General features: G+C 71.9%; 17 protein-coding genes. 14 read left to right on the forward strand and 3 right to left on the reverse strand.

The genetic code is table 11. The features are described from left to right. Positions 1–55 precede the first annotated feature (55 nt). Both AC3WRT_RS15780 and AC3WRT_RS15785 read left to right on the forward strand, forming a co-directional pair. Positions 56–1,207, forward strand: a complete 1,152-nt coding sequence (locus AC3WRT_RS15780; protein WP_492723566.1) for a C39 family peptidase — start codon at positions 56–58, stop codon at positions 1,205–1,207. A 131-nt stretch (positions 1,208–1,338) separates the two neighbouring features. Further along, entirely contained in the window at positions 1,339–2,643 is a 1,305-nt protein-coding gene (locus AC3WRT_RS15785) for a C39 family peptidase (RefSeq protein ID WP_492723568.1), read from the forward strand. Between the two features lie 53 nt (positions 2,644–2,696). On the opposite strand, the gene AC3WRT_RS15790 is transcribed toward AC3WRT_RS15785, so the two are convergent. Next, positions 2,697–3,470, reverse strand: coding sequence for a VOC family protein (locus tag AC3WRT_RS15790; RefSeq protein ID WP_492723570.1), 774 nt, complete (start codon positions 3,468–3,470; stop codon positions 2,697–2,699). Positions 3,471–3,501: 31 nt separating this feature from the next. On the opposite strand from AC3WRT_RS15790, the gene AC3WRT_RS15795 reads away from it, so the two are divergent. From AC3WRT_RS15795 to AC3WRT_RS15835, 9 genes are all read left to right on the forward strand, one after another. Next, positions 3,502–3,885: a hypothetical protein gene (locus AC3WRT_RS15795; RefSeq protein ID WP_492723572.1), complete on the forward strand. Its 384-nt coding sequence runs from the start codon at positions 3,502–3,504 to the stop codon at positions 3,883–3,885. Between the two features lie 139 nt (positions 3,886–4,024). Next, positions 4,025–5,890 (forward strand): 1-deoxy-D-xylulose-5-phosphate synthase, encoded by a 1,866-nt coding sequence (gene dxs / locus AC3WRT_RS15800; RefSeq protein ID WP_492723574.1) that lies wholly within the window; start codon positions 4,025–4,027, stop codon positions 5,888–5,890. A gap of 84 nt (positions 5,891–5,974) precedes the next feature. Continuing rightward, positions 5,975–6,292, forward strand: a complete 318-nt coding sequence (locus AC3WRT_RS15805; RefSeq protein ID WP_492723576.1) for a hypothetical protein — start codon at positions 5,975–5,977, stop codon at positions 6,290–6,292. A 165-nt stretch (positions 6,293–6,457) separates the two neighbouring features. After that, the gene (locus tag AC3WRT_RS15810; protein ID WP_492723578.1) at positions 6,458–7,678 is read left to right on the forward strand and encodes a substrate-binding domain-containing protein; all 1,221 of its coding nucleotides are present in this window, start codon (positions 6,458–6,460) and stop codon (positions 7,676–7,678) included. A gap of 15 nt (positions 7,679–7,693) precedes the next feature. Continuing rightward, the gene (locus tag AC3WRT_RS15815) at positions 7,694–8,428 is read left to right on the forward strand and encodes an ABC transporter ATP-binding protein (RefSeq protein ID WP_492723580.1); all 735 of its coding nucleotides are present in this window, start codon (positions 7,694–7,696) and stop codon (positions 8,426–8,428) included. A gap of 29 nt (positions 8,429–8,457) precedes the next feature. Then, positions 8,458–9,174, forward strand: coding sequence for an ABC transporter ATP-binding protein (locus AC3WRT_RS15820; protein WP_492723602.1), 717 nt, complete (start codon positions 8,458–8,460; stop codon positions 9,172–9,174). Then, positions 9,171–10,055, forward strand: a complete 885-nt coding sequence (locus tag AC3WRT_RS15825) for a branched-chain amino acid ABC transporter permease (RefSeq protein ID WP_492723582.1) — start codon at positions 9,171–9,173, stop codon at positions 10,053–10,055. The genes AC3WRT_RS15820 and AC3WRT_RS15825 overlap by 4 nt, the downstream gene beginning before the upstream one ends. After that, complete coding sequence (locus tag AC3WRT_RS15830) at positions 10,052–11,194, forward strand: branched-chain amino acid ABC transporter permease (RefSeq protein WP_492723583.1); 1,143 nt, start codon at positions 10,052–10,054, stop codon at positions 11,192–11,194. The genes AC3WRT_RS15825 and AC3WRT_RS15830 overlap by 4 nt, the downstream gene beginning before the upstream one ends. Further along, complete coding sequence (locus tag AC3WRT_RS15835) at positions 11,191–12,120, forward strand: alpha/beta fold hydrolase (RefSeq protein ID WP_492723585.1); 930 nt, start codon at positions 11,191–11,193, stop codon at positions 12,118–12,120. Before AC3WRT_RS15830 ends, AC3WRT_RS15835 begins: the two co-directional genes overlap by 4 nt. A gap of 12 nt (positions 12,121–12,132) precedes the next feature. Here AC3WRT_RS15835 and AC3WRT_RS15840 read toward each other — a convergent pair whose 3' ends face one another. Further along, the gene (locus tag AC3WRT_RS15840; protein WP_492723587.1) at positions 12,133–14,034 is read right to left on the reverse strand and encodes a helix-turn-helix domain-containing protein; all 1,902 of its coding nucleotides are present in this window, start codon (positions 14,032–14,034) and stop codon (positions 12,133–12,135) included. A gap of 59 nt (positions 14,035–14,093) precedes the next feature. Next, complete coding sequence (locus AC3WRT_RS15845) at positions 14,094–14,951, reverse strand: 3-hydroxybutyrate dehydrogenase (protein WP_492723589.1); 858 nt, start codon at positions 14,949–14,951, stop codon at positions 14,094–14,096. A gap of 225 nt (positions 14,952–15,176) precedes the next feature. Between AC3WRT_RS15845 and AC3WRT_RS15850 the strand changes: the two genes are divergently transcribed. The 3 genes from AC3WRT_RS15850 to AC3WRT_RS15860 are packed head-to-tail and all read left to right on the forward strand — an operon-like array spanning position 15,177 to position 17,124. Continuing rightward, on the forward strand, positions 15,177–15,347 hold the full coding sequence (locus tag AC3WRT_RS15850) for a hypothetical protein (protein ID WP_492723591.1): 171 nt from the start codon (positions 15,177–15,179) through the stop codon (positions 15,345–15,347). Next, on the forward strand, positions 15,344–16,156 hold the full coding sequence (locus tag AC3WRT_RS15855; protein ID WP_492723593.1) for a cytochrome b N-terminal domain-containing protein: 813 nt from the start codon (positions 15,344–15,346) through the stop codon (positions 16,154–16,156). Before AC3WRT_RS15850 ends, AC3WRT_RS15855 begins: the two co-directional genes overlap by 4 nt. Then, positions 16,153–17,124, forward strand: coding sequence for a hypothetical protein (locus AC3WRT_RS15860; protein ID WP_492723595.1), 972 nt, complete (start codon positions 16,153–16,155; stop codon positions 17,122–17,124). Before AC3WRT_RS15855 ends, AC3WRT_RS15860 begins: the two co-directional genes overlap by 4 nt. Positions 17,125–17,158 lie beyond the last annotated feature (34 nt).

Below are 17,158 nucleotides of genomic sequence, written 5' to 3' on the forward strand. Positions count from 1 at the left end.
CCCGACGCGCGGACCCGACGGGGCGGCATACGCAGGCTGGTGGCATGCTCGTCGCGTGAGCGAGCGACATGTCGTCCTGACCCTCTGGGAGACCGGCTTCGACTGGTCCGCGGCGGTCGGGGTGGACTACGCGGACGTCCACGAGGACGGAGCTCCGGTCGTGACCTACCGGGCTCGGACCTGGGAGTCGCCGATCGTCGAGCTGCCTTTCGCCGCAACGGAGCTCATCCCGTCGTGGAATGCCCGCACCCCGGCCGGCACCTGGCTGCACGTCGAGGGCCGGGTGGGCGACTCGTCCGGCTGGACGCCGTGGGTGACCTTCGCGCGGTGGGCCGAGGACGACCCGGCGGGGGAGTCGCCGATCACCAGGACGACGGTGCGGGAGCAGGCCTGCGGGGCGGGCAGGGTCGACACCGATGCCTGGCTGGCAGCGGCGGGGCACGCGTTCGACCGCTGGCAGCTGCGCGTCACCGCGCTCGCGTTTCCTGCCGACGAAATCGCCTGGCCCACAGTCACGCTCGTCGCGGCCGCCGCCTCACGCTTCGAGATCACCACTGACGAGCCGACGACTGAGCCCAGGCGGGCACGGGCCCTCGAGATCGCCGTCCCGCCCCACTCGCAGCGCCTCCACGTGGACACCTTCCCCGAGTGGGACAACGGCGGCCAGTCGTGGTGCTCGCCGACGTCGACGACGATGCTCCTCGGGCACTGGGGCCTGGCGCCCGGACCCGAGGAGTGGAGGTGGGTCGGCCACGACAGCGACCCTGCCGTCGTCCACGCGGTGCGCCGCGTCTACGACCGTGCCTATGGCGGGGCGGGCAACTGGGCGTTCAACACCGCCTACGCAGGCGCGCGCGGGCTGCGCGCCTACGTGACGCGCCTGCGCGACCTCACCGAGGCCGAGGCCTTCGTGGCCGCAGGCATCCCGCTCGTGGTGTCGGTGAGCTTCCGCAAGGACGAGCTGGACGGCGCAGGCTATGACACGAACGGTCACCTGCTGACCATCGTCGGGTTCACGGCGGAGGGGGATGTCGTCTCCAACGACCCCAACTCCCACCGCATCGCGAGCAACGACCAGGTCAGAACCGTCTACCGGCGCGACCAGTTCGAGCGGGTCTGGCTCGGCGACAACGGGGGCCTCGCCTACGTCATGAACCCCCACGCCACCGCGCTGCCGGAGCCGCCGCCGGAGGCCAACTGGGCATGAGCACGGTCAAGCGCGCGTAAATTTCCTGCGCGCGGCGCTCGTATGGCGAGAATCTTGCACACCAACGCCCCGAATCCTGTCGGCGCGGGTGTTGACTGACCGCGCCCCCAGCCCCGTCAGGAAGGTGCGCCATGACGCATTCCCCCGCCCCTGCTCCCGGCTCCCCGAGCCGCCGCGTCCTCCTCGGCTCCGCCGCGGGCGTCACCCTGGCCGGCATCGCCGGCACGGGATCCGCCGTCGCAGCGGGTCGGCCCGGCACGTCCGACACGAGCGACCGTCGCGTCTCCTACCGCGAGTGGAGCGGCCGGGACTTGCGTGTCCGCCGCTTCTCCGGCACGTGCGACTACGTCGACCCGTTCGATCCCACTGCCGCGTCCCGCACCTACGACGTCGCCACGTGGGTGTCGCCCGTCGTGCGACCCGGTTTCGGGCTGACCGAGCTCGTCGCGTCGTGGAACGCCGACACCCCGGGCGGCTCGTGGATCGAGGTGTCGGTCCGCGGACGTAGCGCCGGCATCGCCACGAAGGAGTACGTCCTCGGGCGCTGGTGCCGTTTCGACCCGGCCCAGGGCGGCGGCATCAGCCGCACGTCGGTCGACGGCCAGGGTGACCCCGTGGCCACGGTCTACACCGACACGCTGGCGACCCGCACCGGACACGTCCTCGACGAGTGGCAGCTCGTCGTCCGGCTGATGCGCCCAACAGGGACGCGGCACGCGCCCCGGCTGCGCTCGGTCGGGGCCATGGCCTCGGCCCTGCCCGACACGGAGCGGGTGCCACGCAGCCCCAACGGCCGGGCTCGCGGGCGAGTCCTCGACGTGCCGACCTTCTCGCAGGAGACGCACATCGGCCACTTCCCCCAGTGGGACAACGGGGGAGAGGCCTGGTGCTCCCCGACCTCGACCTCGATGGTTCTCGCCTACTGGGGTGCGGGGCCCCGTCGGGACGAGACGGCCTGGGTCACCGAGGCGCTGCCCTCGGAGGTGGACCCGCAGGTCGACTTCGCCGCGCGCAACGTCTTCGACTACACCTACGACGGCGCCGGGAACTGGCCGTTCAACGCCGCCTACGCCGCCACGCGTCCGCGGATGCGGGCGTTCGTCACCCGGCTCCGGTCGCTGACCGAGGCCGAGGAGTTCATCGCCTCGGGCATCCCGCTGGTCACGTCCGTCTCCTTCAAGAAGGGCGAGCTCGACGGCGCCGGCTACGGCACGAACGGCCACCTCATGGTCGTCGTCGGGTTCACCGAGACCGGCGACGTCGTCTGCAACGACCCGGCCTCGCACCTGATCGCCGGCAACGACCACGTGAGGGTCGTCTACGACCGCGAACAGTTCGAGAACGTCTGGGTGCCCCACAGCGGCGGCATCGTCTACGTCATCCACCCGGAGCGCCACCACCTGCCGAGGGCCCCGCGTCACGAGCCCAACTGGTGACCTGACCCGGTGTGTGCGCGGGCGCCCACTCGCGTGGGCCACCGCGTACGCCGTCAGCGGCCGAGGCCCGATCTGGGGTCGCGGTCGGTGACGCAGTAGAGCACGCCGGCCGGGTCGCGCAGGGTGGTCCAGCCACCACCGTGGTCGGCGACCACCGTGGCGCCCAGGCCCCGGTGCCGCGCGACCTCGGTGGGCCGGTCGTCGCACGCCAGGTCGAGGTGGCCGCTCACCGGTCCCGTGGCCGGCCCGTCCAGCCGCTGGAGCAGCAGGCGGATCGGTATGCCGTCCGGGCGCACCAGGTGGCGGAACTCCGGCCGCCGCACCGAGCCGCGCACCGGCCACCCCGTCAGTGCTGACCAGAAGGTGCACTCGGTGTCGTAGCGCTCGGGCGGGATGTCGAGGCATACCTGGTCGACGACGCTCTCGTGCTGCTGGGGCCACCGGGTCGGCCACGGCCGCTGCGCCAGCGGCTCGTGGACGAGGCAGAAGACGAAGCCACCGGGGGAGTGCAGCACGGCGTACCCGTGCTCCGACCAGTGCACGGCCTCGGCGCCCAGCCCCTCTGCGCGGGCCGCGGACTCGACTGCCGACGCGACGTGCAGGTCGAGGTGGATGCCGGGGCCGGTGACCTCGCCGCCACCGGCGCCCATGCGCTGGATCTTGACGTAGGGGTCCCCGACCGGCGGGAGCAGCGTCGTGAACTCCGCGTCGTCTCCGCGGGCCGGCGACACGGCATATCCCGTCACTGCTGCCCAGAAGCGGGTGCCCGCCGCGTGGACGTCCGGAGGAAGGTCGAGGAACACCGTGACCCAGCTGACCGTCGTCATGGTCCGAGAGTAGGCGAGGCAGACTGGGACCATGGCCCCCGCGACACCCTCCTCGCACACCCCGCCGGGGTGGCCGCCGGGCGTCCCGCCGGCGCACACGCCGGGCTGGGAGGAGCGGGCCGTGCTGTGGCTGCTCGACCAGTGCCCGCCGGACTACCGGGCGTATGCCGGGTGGCGGCGGCACCCGATCGCGCTCGCCTGGCTGGCCGGCCGGCACCTCGACGGCCAGGTGGTGGCCATGCGGGACGCCTGGCGGGAGGCTCGGGTCGCCATCGGACCCCACGTGCCGGCCGAGGCGCTGACCGAGATCCTCGGTCAGATCGAGGCCGAGGGCATTCGGCTGCTGGCCGCCTCGCGGTCCACCCGCCTGCTGCACGAGGCGCTCCAGGGCAAGGTCTTCGCGCCGCGGCTGTGAAGGTCCTGTGACGGCTTCGACAGGGCTTGGTGCCAGCTTTGGGAGCACCCGCACGTCGACCCGTAGACTCGATCGACCCACCGCGTCGCACGACGACCGGTGAGCCGGACTGACGACAGACCCGAGAGGACGACGCAGCGTGGCCCTGCTGGAGACGATCACGAGCCCCACGGCGCTCAAGGCGCTGCCGGCGACCCAGCTGCCCGCCCTCGCCGAGGAGATCCGCACCTTCCTCGTCACGGAGGTCTCCAAGACCGGGGGCCATCTGGGCCCGAACCTCGGCGTGGTGGAGCTGACCATCGCGATGCACCGCGTCTTCGACTCCCCGCACGACACCATGGTCTTCGACACCGGCCACCAGGCCTACGTGCACAAGCTGCTGACGGGCCGGCAGGACTTCAGCCGGCTCAAGAAGCAGGGCGGCCTGTCCGGCTACCCGAGCCGCGTGGAGTCGGAGCACGACGTCGTCGAGAACTCCCACGCGTCGACCGCCCTCTCGTGGGCCGACGGCATCGCCAAGGGCCGCCGTCTCGCCGGTGAGAGCGACCGCCACACCGTCGCCGTCATCGGGGACGGCGCGCTGACCGGCGGCATGGCCTGGGAGGCGATCAACAACATCGCCGTCGACAAGACGCTGCCGCTCGTCATCGTCGTCAACGACAACGAGCGCTCCTACGCCCCGACCATCGGCGGCCTCGCCGACCACCTCGCCACGCTGCGCACCACCCGCGGCTACGAGCGCTTCCTCGACTGGGGCAAGCGCTCCCTCGCGAGGACGCCCGTCGTCGGCGGCGCGATGTTCGAGACGCTGCACGGCGTCAAGAAGGGCATCAAGGACATCGTCGCGCCGCAAGGCATGTTCGAGGACCTCGGACTGAAGTACCTCGGCCCCGTCGACGGCCACGACGAGCAGGCCGTCGAGCGGGCGCTGCGCAAGGCCAAGGAGTTCGGCGGACCGGTCCTCGTGCACGTCATCACCCAGAAGGGTCGGGGCTACCAGCCGGCCATCGACGACCAGGCCGACCAGTTCCACGGCGTCGGCAAGTTCAACCCCGAGACGGGCCTGCCCTTCGAGGTGTCCGGGCGCATCTGGACCGACGAGTTCAACGAGGAGATGGTGGCGATCGGTCGCGACCGGCCGGACGTCGTCGCCCTCACGGCCGCCATGCTCATCCCGGTCGGTCTCGACGGCTTCGCGGCCGCCTACCCCGGCCGGGTCTTCGACGTCGGCATCGCCGAGCAGCACGCCGTGACGATGGCCTCGGGCCTCGCGTACGCCGGGATGCACCCCGTCGTCGCCGTCTACGCCACCTTCCTCAACCGCGCCTTCGACCAGCTGCTCATGGACTGCGCCCTCCACCGGGCCGGCATCACCTTCGTCCTGGACCGCGCAGGGGTCACGGGTAGCGACGGCGCCTCGCACAACGGCATGTGGGACATGACGCTCACCTCCATCGTCCCCGGCCTGCGGCTCGCCGCACCCCGCGACGGCGAGCAGGTGCGCAAGCAGCTGCGCGAGGCGGTCGACGTCTCGGACGGTCCCACCGTCATCCGCTTCCCGAAGGGTGATGTCGGCGACCCGCTCCTGGCGGTGCGCAGCATCGGCGACGTCGACGTGCTGTTCGAGAATGCCGGCGAGGAGGTCGACCTGCTCGTCGTGGGCGTCGGCGCGTTCGCCGGTCTGGCCACGGAGGCGGGCGAGAAGATCGCGGCCCACGGCCGGACGGTCCGGGTGGTCGACCCCCGGTGGGTGCTGCCGGTCAGCGACGCGGTCGTCGACCTCGCACGCCGTGCGGGCGCCGTGGCCGTCGTCGAGGACAACCTCGTCAGCGGCGGGGTCGGCGCGGCCGTCACCCAGGCGCTGAGAGAGGCCGGCATGGACGTGCCTGTCCACCTCTTCGGCATCCCCAAGCACTTCCTCGAGCACGCGTCACGCGGTCAGATCCTCGAGGAGCTCGGTCTGACGGCCGACCACGTCGTCGCCGACCTGGAGCCGCGCCTCTGAGCTCTGTCTCACGGCCGCACCTCCGAGTCGTACCTCCGGGCCGCGCCCAGCGCTGCCCCAGCAGGACTGCCTACGATCGGGGACATGCAGCTTCGAGACGCGAACGACGTTACGACCGCCCCCATCGCAGCCCTCGGTCTGGTCGGCGGCTACGTCGTGGCCCGGGAGAGCGGCATACGTCCGCTGGGCGGGGTGGTGCTCGGCGCGGCCGGCCTCTACGCCGGACGCACCTGGGTGGCGAAGGCCGGTGCTGCCGCCGCAGCCGGCCTCGCGGCGGTCTACCTCGGCGGCTTCGGCGCCTCCCACCCACTGGCCAAGAAGATCGGCGCGTGGCCGTCGGTCCTCACGGTGGCCGCTGTCAGCGCCGCCGCCTCGTGGGCGGTGGCCGACCGGCGTTCCTGACCGACACCCCGTGCCGGTGGCGGCCCCACATGTGATCGCCACCTTTGTGGGCTCCGGTCCCACCGCCGGCCGTGTGGCACTGAACTACCTTCGCGGAAACGGTGGGGCGTCAACGGATCTCGTCGCAGCACACGCGCGAGCGCCCGCCAGAGGTGGAGGACATCGGTGTCCAAGCGGTGGAGTGTCGCGCTCGCGAGCGCCATGATCACGCTGTCGGTCGCGGCTTGCGGCTCTCCGGGGCAGCCGGGGGCACCGGCCGGGGACAACGGAACGGGTGCGCCCTCGGGTGGCGCCGCCGCTCCTTACAAGGTGGGCCTCGTCTACTCGAAGTCCGGTCCCCTCGCCAGCTACGGCGAGCAGTACCGCCAGGGGCTGACGGTCGGCATCGACTACGCCACAAGGGGCACGGGTGCGGTGGCCGGCCACCAGATCGCCATCACCGAGCAGGACGATGCCGGTGACCCGGCCAAGGCCGTCGCCTCGGCGACCGACCTCATCGGCCAGGGCAACACCATCATCGCCGGGTCGACGTCGAGCGGGGTGGCCCTGCAGGTGGCGCCGCTCGCCAAGGACAACAAGGTCCTCTTCATCTCCGGCCCGGCCGCCGCCGACGCGGTCACCGGCGCCAACCGCTACACCTTCAGGTCCGGTCGCCAGACGTATCAGGACGTCGCGACGGCCGGCAGCATCCTCGGCGACGTCAAGGGCAAGAAGGTGACCGTCCTCGCGCAGGACAGCGCCTTCGGCAAGGCCAACGTCGCGGCGGTGACGTCGATCCTCGGCGCGAAGGGCGCGACGGTCAGCTCCGTCGAGGTCCCGGCCGCGGCCACCGACCTGACCCCCTTCGCGACCAAGGTCAAGGGCGCGGCGCCCGACCTGCTCTTCGTCGCCTGGGCCGGTGCCAACGCAACGGCGATGTGGACGACGCTCGGCCAGCAGGGCGTCTTCGACTCCACCAAGGTCGTCACCGGCCTCGACATCAAGGCGACGCACGCGCTCTTCGGCGAGGTGGCCACCAAGATCAACTTCCTCTCGCACTTCTTCGAGGGCGCCGCCGACAACGCCGCCTACCAGGCGCTGGACGCCGGCCTGAAGAAGCAGGGCGCCACCGTCGACCTCTTCACCACCGACGGCTTCGTCGCGGGGCAGATGATCGTGCACGCGCTGGAGGCGGGTGGCGGCGACGTCGACAAGATGGTCACGGCCCTCGAGGGCTGGAAGTTCGACGGCCCCAAGGGCTCGCTCGAGATCCGCGCCGAGGACCACGCGCTGCTGCAGCCGATGTTCACGGCCACCCTGAAGAAGGACGGCAGCAACGTCGTCCCGCAGCTCGTCGACACCCTCGACGCCGACGCCGTGGCACCGCCCGTCGCCCCCTTCAAGTGATCGGACCCTGCCGACGTGATCAGCGCAGAGGCTGTCGGCTGGAAGGTCGGCGGCGCCCAGATCCTCGACGACGTCTCCCTGACCGTGGGGGCCGGTGAGCTGCTCGGCATCATCGGCCCCAACGGGGCGGGCAAGTCCTCGCTCGTCAACATCCTCAGTGGGGTGACCAGGCCCTCCAGCGGCCGGATCACGTTGCAGGACAGAGACGTCACTCCGGACAGCGCGACGCGCCGTGCCCGGATGGGCCTCGCCCGCTCCTTCCAGACATCGGCCCTGTTCGACGGGCTCACGGCCGGGGAGAACGTCCGGCTCGCGGTGCAGGCCGCGGGTGCGGCGCCGTTCTCGCCCTTCCGTGCGGCGGGGTCGTCCTCGACGGGTGTCATCGAGCGGCTGCTCTCACGCGTGCGTATGCCGGGTCGCGCGCACACGCCGGCCCGTGACCTGTCGCACGGCGACCGTCGCAAGCTCGAGCTCGCCATGGCCCTCGCCTCCGAGCCGGCCGTGCTGCTCCTCGACGAGCCGATGGCGGGGGTGTCGGCCGAGGACGTGGACGGCCTCACCGAGATCATCGGCGAGGTGCGCGACTCGGGCGTCGCCGTCGCGATGGTCGAGCACCACATGCACGTCGTTCTCGGTCTCGCCGACCGCGTCGCAGTGCTGCACCATGGGCAGCTGCTGGCCGTTGGTGCGCCGGCCGAGGTGACGGGTGACGAGCGCGTCCAGCAGGCCTACCTGGGAGAAGCACTGTGACCGAAGAGAACCCGGCGAGCCGGGATGCCATGGACCCGGCGCCCGTGCTGGAGATCGACGACGTGCACGTCCGCTACGGCGGCTCGCACATCCTCCAGGGTGTCTCCTTCGACGTGCCGGCGACCGGCGTGACTGCGCTGCTCGGCCGGAACGGCGTCGGCAAGACGACGACCCTGAAGTCGATCATCGGTCTGGCGCCGCGGACCGGACGGATCAGCTTGCAGGGCAAAGAGATCCAGACCCAGTCGACGGCGCGGATCGTGCGCGATGGGATCGGCTACGTGCCCGAGGACCGGGAGGTCTTCGGCGGCCTGACCGTCGACGAGAACCTCCGGCTCGTCGACCCGGTTCAGGGCGTCGACGCCCCGGTGGTCGCACAGCTCTTCCCCGACCTCGTGACCCGCCGGGGACAGCGTGCCGGGACCCTCTCGGGCGGGCAGCAGCAGATGGTGTCGCTGGCCCGGGTGCTGCTGCGGCGGAACGCCCTGCTGCTCATCGACGAGCCGACGAAGGGCCTCGCTCCCAAGCTCGTCACCGAGGTCGCGGACGTGCTCGCCGAGGTGGCGCGCACCACGCCGATCCTGCTCGTCGAGCAGAACCTCCCCCTCGTGCGGCGGATCGCGGACCGGGTCATCGTGCTCGACGCCGGCAAGGTCGTCCACCGTGGGGCCGCTGCCGACCTCGTGGGCGACGCCGACCTGACGCGAGAGCTGCTCGGCGTCTCCATGCGACGGGAGGTGGCATGAGCGACCTCGTCCTGCTCCTCGTCACCGGCCTCGGTCTCGGCGCCCTCTACTTCATCGCGGCGAGCGGGCTGAGCCTCATCTACGGCCTCATGGGGGTGCTCAACTTCGCCCACGGTGTCTTCATGACGGCGGGGGCGTATGCCGCCTGGCTGACGATGCGCGCCCTGCCCGCCTCATGGCCGGTGGCCGGCCGGCTCGTCGTCGGGGTCCTCGCGGCCGTCGCGGTCGGGGCCGTGGTGGGGCTCGTCGTCGAGGTCGTGCTCATCCGGCCGCTCTACCGCCATCACATCCAGCAGGTGCTCGTCACCGTCGGCCTGTCCCTCGCGGGCGTCGCTGCAGCGCAGGGCATCTGGGGCGCCGACGCGCGGGCGGTCGAGCAGCCCGCATGGATGGGGGGGACGACCGACCTCCTCGGGGCGCGGCTGCCGAACGACCGCTTCGTCTACCTGCTCGTCGCCCTCGCGCTCTTCGCCGGCCTGCTCGCGCTGCTGCACCTGACCAGGCTCGGGCTCGTCATCCGGGCCGGTGTCGAGAACCGGACCATGGTGGAGGCCCTGGGCATCAACGTGCAGCGGACCTTCACCGTCGTCTTCGCCCTCGGCGGCGCCGCGGCCGGTCTGGCCGGGGTGCTCTACGCGCAGTACGCCGGAGCCGTTTCACCGGCGCAGGGCGGCTCGCTGCTCATCTTCGCCTTCATCGTCGTCGTCATCGGCGGCATGGGCTCGCTCACGGGCACCGCTGTCGCTGCCGTCGCCGTGGGGCTCGTCCAGCAGCTCGCCAACTACTACGCGGCCAGCGGTGTCGGTGACCTGTCGGTCGTGCTCCTCCTCGCGCTGGTGCTCCTGCTCCGACCGACCTCCCTGAAGGGAGCGACTTCATGACGTCGCGCACGGACCACCTGACGGAAACGCATACGCCCGCGGTGACGGACGGCGACGGAAACCTGACGACCAGCTCGCCGACGGCAAGAGGGGAGGGGCGCCTCGGCGCGCGCCGGCTGCTCCGGGCTCTGCCCGCCGTCGTCGCCCTCGCCGTGCTCGCGTACCTGCCGTACCTGCCCGTCGAGCTGCCCGGCATCCTCCCGGGCCGCGTCAACGCCCCCGGCTCGATGCAGCTGCTCGCGACGTGCCTCGTCATCGGGGGCATCGCCCTGAGCTACGACGTGCTCTTCGGCCGCACCGGACTGCTCAGCTTCGGGCACGCACTGTTCGTCGCGGCCGGCAGCTACCTGCTGACGATCTCGCTCTCCACGTGGGCGCTGCCGCTGCCGCTCGCGGTGCTCGTGGCGCTCCTCCTCTCGACGGTGCTCGCGCTCGTCGTGGGCGCGATCGCCCTGCGCGTCGGTGGCATCGCGTTCGCAATGGTGACGCTGGCGTTCGCGCAGGCCGCCTCGATCATCGTCATGCGCAACCCCGGCGGCGTGACCGGTGGCGAGGAAGGCCGGCCGCTCGAGCGCGACGCCGTGCCGGACCTGCTCGTCGGGGTGGCCAACGCGCCCTACCGCTACTGGCTGGCGCTGGGCTTCGTCGTGCTGACCTGGGTCGTCGTCACCCTCCTCGTGCGCTCGCGGGCCGGTCACGCGATGGCCGCCGTGCGCGAGAACGAGCAGCGTGCCGGGGTCCTGGGGCTCGGGACCTACCGCGTCAAGCTCCTCGCCCTCGTCGTCGGGTCCTTCCTCGGCGCGCTCGGTGGCATCGTCCACGCCCTCGTGCTGGGTGGCTCCAACCCGCACCTGACGACGTCGGAGTTCACCCTCTCGCTCCTCGTCATGGTTGTGCTCGGAGGTGCCGGGGGCCGGTGGGGTGCGGTCCTCGGCGGGGTGCTCTACACCTACGCGGACGCCCGGCTCGTCGAGGTGAGCAACGCCGGGTTCCTGCAGGACCTTCCCGCCGTCGTGCGCCAGGTGCTGTCCCAGCCGCTCTTCATCCTCGGTGCCTTCTTCGTCGTCGTGGTCTACTTCGCGCCTTCGGGCCTGACCGGGCTCGGCGGCAGGCTGATCCGGAGGTCAGCGTCCAGATGAGCACCACTCCGTCCGCCTTCGTCATCGAGCTGCCCGAGGGCAGCCTCGCGATCCACGACCTCAGTCTCGGCACCCCGGTCGCCGACGCTCCTGTTGTGCTCGCCGTCCACGGCATCACCGCGAACGGCCTCTCGTGGCGGCGGGTCGCCGACGAGGTCGGGCACCGCCACGGGCCTGGCGCCGTGCGCTTCCTGGCCCCGGACCTGCGCGGGCGCGGTGACAGCCGCACGGCTCCCGGGCCCTACGGCCTGGGCGCGCACGTGGAGGATCTCACCTCGATCGCCACCGTGTTCGGCGCCGCCCCGCTGCTCGTCGGGCACTCCATGGGTGCCTTCATCGCGGCCCTGGCCGCAGCTCGCCACCCGGACCGCTTCCCGGCTGCGGTGCTCGTCGACGGTGGCCTCGCCTTCCCGGTGCCGGACGACCTGGACGTCGACGCCGCGCTCCAGTCGGTCATCGGTCCGGCCATGGACCGGCTCTCCATGCGCTTCGCCGACCCAGCGGCCTACCTCGACTTCTGGTCGGGTCACCCCGCCCTCGGGCCGGTGCTCGACGGGCCCGCTGGTGACGCCGCCCGCGCCTACATCGGGCACGACCTGGTCCAGGACCCCGCCGACGGGCAGTGGCACAGCACCTGCGTGCTCGAGGCCGTGCGCGTCGACGGCGCCGACGTCATGGCCGATCGTGAGGCCCACGCCGGCCTGCGCACCGCCGTCGACCGCGGGGTGCGTGCCGAGCTCGTCTGGGCGGCCAGGGGGCTGCTCGACGAGCCGCAGGGACTCTACGACGAGGGGCGCCTGCAGGGCCTGCACCTGCCGACCGGGGTGCGCAGCACACGGGTCGACGCCAACCACTACGACGTGATCCTCGGCGACCGCGGGGTCCCTGCGGTCGCCGATGCCATCGACCAGTTGCTCGCGGGCTGAGGGCTGACGCGGTCAGGTCGAGCCCTGGAGCGCTCGCAGCCGCAGGGCGAGCTGGAGCTCGAGGGCGTGGTCGGGCTGCTGCCAGGACTCCCCGAGCAGGACCGCGATGCGCTCGAGGCGCTGGGAGACGGTGTTGACGTGGACGTGGAGCGACCCAGCGGCGTGCCTGGGACTGCCGCCGGCCGCGAAGTAGGCAGCGAGAGTCCCGACGAGGTCGGTGCCGCGCCGCGCGTCGTAGTCGAGCAGCGGTCCGAGCAGCGTGCGGACGTACTCGTCGACGTCGGGGGAGGAGCCGACGATGAGGCCGGCGAAGCCGAGATGGGTGGCGGCGGCGCCCTTGCCGCGGTGACCGAGGGCGATGAGCGCCCCGACCGTACGGTGCGCCTCCTCGTGGGCCTGCGTGATGCCGTCGACGTCCGTCACCGGACCGGCCCCGGCCACCGTCACGCACGTACGTCTGCCGATCCGTGCGGCCGTCTCGCGGGCGAGGGCGTCGGGATCCGCGCCCGGCACCAGGGCGATGACGTCCCCGTCGTGCGACCCGACGAGGGAGCCGTCACCGGTCGCCGCGCTCGCCGAGATGAGCAGGGCCCGGTGCCCGTCCGGGTCCTCGCCGCGCAGCACCAGCAGGCAGAACGGCCGTTGGGGGTCGAAGCCGACCGTGTGGGCGAGCGACAGCCGCTCGGCCCGTGAGCCGCGGACGCTGACGAGGTCGCTGACGAGCCGGTTGCGCGCGGACTGGCGCGCGTCGGCGGCCTGTCGCTCGAACAGCAGGACGAGGGCCGTGACGACCCCGGCGCGCTCCACCGTGCGTTGGTCGGAGTCGCTGAGGGTCGGCCCGCCGACGTAGATGGTGCCCAGCCGCTCGCGGGCCGCCGTGACCGCCACGGCATACACGCCCTCGCGCTCGACGAGGCGGCCGGCGCCCAGGCCGGGAAGGGCGGCGAGGGCGGCGAACGGGTTGGCGCCGCCCGGCCGGGGCGCAGGGGCAGGTCCGGCGCAGCTGTGCCGCTGACCGTCGTGGTCGACGAGCACCGCCCAGCCGCCGAGCAGCTCCGCGAGGGCGTGCGTGATGTCGTCGACCCCGCCTCCGCCGAGCACGAGGGAGGCGAAGCGGTCGTGCGCAGCCGCCGCCTTCTCCACGCCCTCGGCATACTGCCGCACCGTCTCGTGGGCGTCGGAGAGGGCGGCCAGGGCGTTCTCGGCGTCGGCGAGGGCCCGCGTCTGCACTAGGGTCACCGCCGCGAGCGTCGCGAGGTTGCCCAGGAGCGCGACCTCCTCGCGGGTGAAGGGACGTGCGGACCGGTTGGCCGCGAAGAGCACGCCGACGAAGTGGGACTCCACGATCAGCGGCGTGCCGCAGATGGCGATGATGCCCTCCTCGCCCACGGCGCCGTCGATCGCCGTGGTGTGCCGGAAACGCTCGTCGGCCCAGTAGTCGGCCGTCCAGTACGGCTTGTGCGTGGAGGCGACGAGCCCCCCGAGGCCGGCACCGAGCGCCAGGCGCACGGACTGGAACGCGGCGGACACGGACCCGTCCGTGGCGCGCATGAAGGTGTCGCCCACCTCGGGGTCGTAGAGCGTGAGGTAGGCGAGGTCCGTGCCGACGAGGCGCCGGGCGCGGCGGACGATGGCGTCGAGCACCGAGCCGGGGTCGCTGGCGGTGGCGAGCTCACGGGCCGTGTCGAGCAGGGCGGCGAGCCCCGCCTCCCGGTGCTGGTGCACCTCGCGCGCCCCCGCGATCCGCAGCGCCAGGTCGCGGGCGACGGTCGGTGCGTCGGCCGCTGCGATCTCGGCGACGGATACGTCGGCCGCGAGGAGCTCCAGCAAGTGCAGGACCTGCTCCAGCTGCTGTGCCGGCGCTGGCTGCTGCACCCCGTGGGCGGGCGGCTGGGTGTCGCTTCGGGTGGGCACGGGCAGATCCTAGGCGGGTCGCGTCAGCTGATGGGTCCTCGGCGGTGCTGCAGCTGCAGTCAGTGCGCGGTCCAGCCGCCGTCCATCGAGAAGGCCGTCCCACTGACGGAGGCCGAGGCGGGGCCGCAGAGGAAGAGCACGAGGGCCGCGACCTCGTCGGGCTCCACCAGGCGCTTGACGGCCACGGGGGCCAGCATCACCTTCTCGAGGACCTCCGTCTCCGGTATGCCGTGGGCGCGGGCCTGGTCGGCGACCTGCTTCTCGACGAGAGGCGTACGCACGTAGGCCGGGTTGATGCACGTGGAGGTGACGCCGTGGGGCCCGCCCTCCAGGGCGACGACCTTGGACAGGCCCTCGAGTCCGTGCTTGGCCGTGACGTAGGCAGCCTTGAACGGGCTGGCTCGAAGCCCGTGCACGCTGGAGATGTTGACGACGCGACCCCAGCCGCGGTCGTACATGTGGGGCAGGCTCTGCCGGATGAGGCGGAACGGCGAGACCAGCATGAGGTCGAGGATGAGCTCGAAACGGTCGAGCGGGAAGTCCTCGACGGGACTGACGTGCTGGATGCCGGCGTTGTTGACGAGGATGTCCACCCCGGTGGGCAGATCGGCCAGTGCGTCCAGGTCGGCGAGGTCAGTGGTGATCGTCGCGATGGCCGCGGAGTCCGCGAGGCAAGCCAGTCCCTCGGCGTCCCGGTCGACGGCATGCACCGTGGCGCCGGCCCGGGCCAGGGTCCGGGCGACACTCGCGCCGATGCCGCTCGCGGCCCCGGTCACGAGGGCAGTGCGCCCGGTGAGGTCGATGGGCTCGTTGACGGGGAGCGAGCCGCGCGCACGAACCTGGGGGCCGGCGTCGGTGGCGTGGTCGGTGGCGTCGTCGGATGAGTCGCCGCGGGCGTCGTTGGGGGCGTCGGCCATGCGGGAAGACTAGAGAGCAGGGGCACCAGCCCCGTGTGTGCTCATCGAACACAAAACTGCCGACCCCATGTGTTCTGCCTCGGCACGGAGCGGCACGCACCGGGTTGCTGGGAACTGGCTGAAACGTGACGACGTCCGGGCGCGCCTGCTTACTCTTACAAGGTGTAGTAGCGACCCCCTGCCGCATCGGAGTGACTCACACACCCGTTGGCAAGGAGAAGTCAGATGACCATTCAGGCACTCGCCGCAGCCCAGCCCGTTCCCGCCGGTGACGTCGTCCAGTGGGGGTTTCTCACCATCACGGTCGCGAACCTCCTCGTCATCCTCGCGATGATCCTCGTCTTCGTCCTCGCGATCCTGCTGCCCTTCCCGGGCTCACCGCAGGACGAGTCATGAGTCCCGACCCAGCGGTGGCGCCCGCCGCCCGCAGCGAGGCCACCCATGACACGTGGACGGCACGTCTCACCGCGTGGATCGAAGGGCTCGTGCCTCGCGGCCAGTGGCTGCCGGACCGGCAGCCCGCCTACGTGTCCTCGTGGATCTACGTCTTCGGAGTGGCTTGCCTGGCGAGCCTGGTCGTCGTCATCGCCTCGGGCCTGGTCCTCACCCTCGGAGGCGCCACGTGGTGGCACACCAATTCCCTGGGCCACTTCGTCAACTCGACGCACCTGTGGAGCGTCGAGCTGTTCTTCGCCACGATGGTGATCCACCTCTGGGGCAAGTTCTTCATGGCTTCCTGGCGTGGCCACCGCGGAATGACCTGGGCCACGGGGGCGCTCGCCTTCTTCGGGTCACTCGGCACGGCCTTCACCGGCTACCTCATCCAGACCAACTTCGACTCCCAGTGGATCAGCACCCAGGCCAAGGACGGACTCAACGCCGCGGGGATCGGGGCGTACTTCAACGTGATGGACCTCGGGCAGATGGTGCTCTGGCACGTCTCCCTGCTTCCCCTCGTCGTCGGCGTCATCGTCCGCCTGCACCTGCTGCTCGTCCGCCGCCACGGCGTCGTGCCTCCGATCGGCGCGGAGGAACCGCAGGTCGCCGTCCCCCAGGCGGCCACAGGCGACACGGTGGCGGCAGCACCTCCCGTGCCGGTCGAGCCGGTACCCGCCGGTTCGGCCACCAGTCCCGGGACCGCCGACGAGCCTGTGACAAAGCCCGAGACAGAGCACGTTCCTGCTGCGCCGGGAGTGAAGTCATGACGGCCGTACGCGTTCCCGGACAGCCACACGCCGGCGGGACGTGGGCGCCGGACTCACATGCCTTCCCGACGCGTCGCTACGACCTCGTCAAGGAGTTCGCCATCGCGCTGGTCGTGATGCTCGTGCTCACCGTCGTGGCGGCCCTCGTCTTCTCGTCGCCCGACGTCAACGCGATCTCCTTGCAGCAGTGGGCCAGTCAGGCACCGAACGACGTCGTGGCCACGGCTGCGGGGGAGCTCGCGGGCACGACGACCACAGCGACGTACGGGCCTCCGTACAACACCGCCTCCGAGGGTCAGACGCTCGGCCCGCTCGACCTTCAGAAGCTTCCCGGTGTGACTCTGCCGGTCGACGCAGCGCAGGACCTCGTCGTCGCGCCGCTGCAGACGCTCGCAGCCGAACCCGCCGTCGCGGCTGCCCTGCAGCAGTGGACGAGCGCGACCGCGGACCAGCGGACGGCGTGGGCCCAGGCGTACTCCGACGCCCTGGCTGCCGCGCCCGACGGCGACCCGGCCAAGGTGCCCAGTGGCGACTACGGACCGGTGCCCGTCCTCGCCGAGGGAGAGCTTGCCCTGGCCCGGAGCGGAGCCCTGGAGGGACTGCTCACGTCCAGGACCAGCTTCTTCGGCGTCGACAGCACCAAGGCGCTGCTCCTGCTCGCCGACGGCACCCACCTCGAGGACCAGGCCCGGGCCCAGAACCTCGGCGGCGACCAGTGGGGCATCATGAACGAGACGGGCAACTACCCCGGCCAGCCCTGGCTCTGGCTCTACACGTTCTGGTACCAGATCCCGCCCTTCTCGACCTCGGACAACGCCGACGTGCAGGTCTGGGGCCTGATGATCGTGCTCAGCATCGGCTTCATCTGCCTGCCGTGGATCCCTGGGCTGCGCACGCTACCGAAGCACCTCGGGGTGCACCGCCTGATCTGGCGGGACTGGCGCCGGGCTCGTCAGGGACCGTCCTGAGGTGACCGGCACGCTGACCCCGCCCCCCGGGGGG

It is taken from the genome of Terrabacter sp. FW104-15G4B (genome assembly GCF_058790095.1).